The 1,697-nt window shown below is 73.2% G+C and carries 2 protein-coding genes; both read right to left on the reverse strand.

The features are described 5' to 3' along the window. On the reverse strand, positions 1 to 556 hold a 556-nt coding region (locus AOK23_RS38490; protein ID WP_206336410.1), incomplete at its 3' end, for a sugar phosphate isomerase/epimerase family protein. A 38-nt stretch (positions 557 to 594) separates the two neighbouring features. Then, positions 595 to 1,697 (reverse strand): dihydrodipicolinate synthase family protein (locus AOK23_RS38495; RefSeq protein WP_055717118.1); only part of this gene is annotated, 1,103 nt, incomplete at its 5' end.

The following is a 1,697-nucleotide window of genomic DNA, read 5'->3' on the forward strand; positions in this document are numbered from 1 at the left end:
CGGCGCCCGCGCGGGCGATCGCCGCGGGGGCCGTGTCGTCCCACCAGATGTGGTACGTGTCCACGGTCACGCCGACCTGGTCCGCCGGGAAGCGCTCCGCGATGTCCAGCGCCTGCGAGAGCGTCGACACCACGCAACGGTCCGAGGCGAACATGGGGTGCAGCGGCTCGATGGCGAGGCGGACGCCGTTCGACGCCGCGTACGGGCCCAGTTCGGACAGGGCGTCCGCGATGCGCTCGCGCGCCCCGTGGAGGTCCTTCGAGCCCTGCGGGAGGCCGCCCGAGACCAGGACCAGCGTGTCCGTGCCGAGCGTGGCCGCCTCGTCGATCGCCTTGCGGTTGTCGGCCAGGGCCGCCGCCCGCTCCGCCGGGTCGATCGCCGTGAAGAAGCCGCCCCGGCACAGGGTGGTGACCGCCAGGCCCGCGTCGCGGACCAGCTTGGCCGTCGCCTCCAGGCCGTGGGCCGCCACCGGCTCGCGCCACAGGCCCACGCCGGGGATGCCCAGCTCCACGCAGCCGGCGACCAGTTCCGGCATCGACAGCTGCTTCACCGTCATCTGGTTGATGGAGAAGCGTTCCAGTCCGGTACCCGCGCTCACTGGGCCACCCCGTACACCGACAGGAGGTTCTTCATCCGGGTCTCCGCCAGCGCCGGGTCCGGGAACAGGCCCAGGCCGTCCGCGAGTTCGTACGCCCGCGCGAAGTGCGGGAGGGAGCGGGCCGACTGGAGGCCGCCGACCATCGTGAAGTGCTCCTGGTGGCCCGACAGCCACGCCAGGAACACCACGCCCGTCTTGTAGAAGCGGGTCGGGGTCTGGAAGAGGTGGCGGGAGAGTTCGACAGTCGGGTCCAGGAGTTCCCGGAAGCCCTTCACGTCGCCCGTGTCGAGGACGCGGACCGCTTCCGCCGCCAGCGGGCCCAGCGGGTCGAAAATGCCGAGGAGGGCGTGGCTGAAGCCCTGCTCGTCGCCCGCGATCAGCTCGGGGTAGTTGAAGTCGTCGCCGGTGTAGCAGCGGACGCCCTGCGGGAGCCTGCGCCGGATGTCGATCTCGCGCTGGGCGTCCAGCAGGGACACCTTGATGCCGTCCACCTTGTCGGGGTGGGCCGCGATCACGTCGAGGAAGGTGTCCGTGGCCGTGTCCAGGTCGGACGAACCCCAGTAGCCCTCCAGCGCCGGGTCGAACATGGGGCCGAGCCAGTGCAGCACGACCGGCTCGGCGGCCTGGCGCAGCAGGTGCCCGTAGACCTCCAGGTAGTCCTCCGGGCCCCGCGCGGCGGCGGCCAGCGCCCGCGAGGCCATCAGGATCGCCTGGGCGCCCGACTCCTCGACGACCGCCAGCTGCTCCTCGTACGCCCTGCGGATCTCGGCCAGGGACGCGGGCGCGGTCAGCTGGTCGGTGCCGACGCCGCACGCGATACGGCCGCCGACCGCCTTGGCCTCCTTGGCGCTGCGGCGGATCAGCTCCGCCGCGCCCGCCCAGTCGAGGCCCATGCCGCGCTGGGCGGTGTCCATCGCCTCGGCGACGCCGAGCCCGTGCGACCACAGGTGGCGGCGGAAGGCGAGGGTCGCCTCCCAGTCGACGGCCGCGGGCGAGTCCGGGGACACGTCGGCGAAGGGGTCGGCGACGACGTGCGCCGCCGAGAAGACCGTGCGGGAGGTGAAGGGGGCGCCCGTCGTCAGGGCCAGGGGTTCGGGGC

It is taken from the genome of Streptomyces torulosus (genome assembly GCF_001419765.1).
GTDB classification, from domain to species: Bacteria; Actinomycetota; Actinomycetes; order Streptomycetales; family Streptomycetaceae; genus Streptomyces; species Streptomyces torulosus.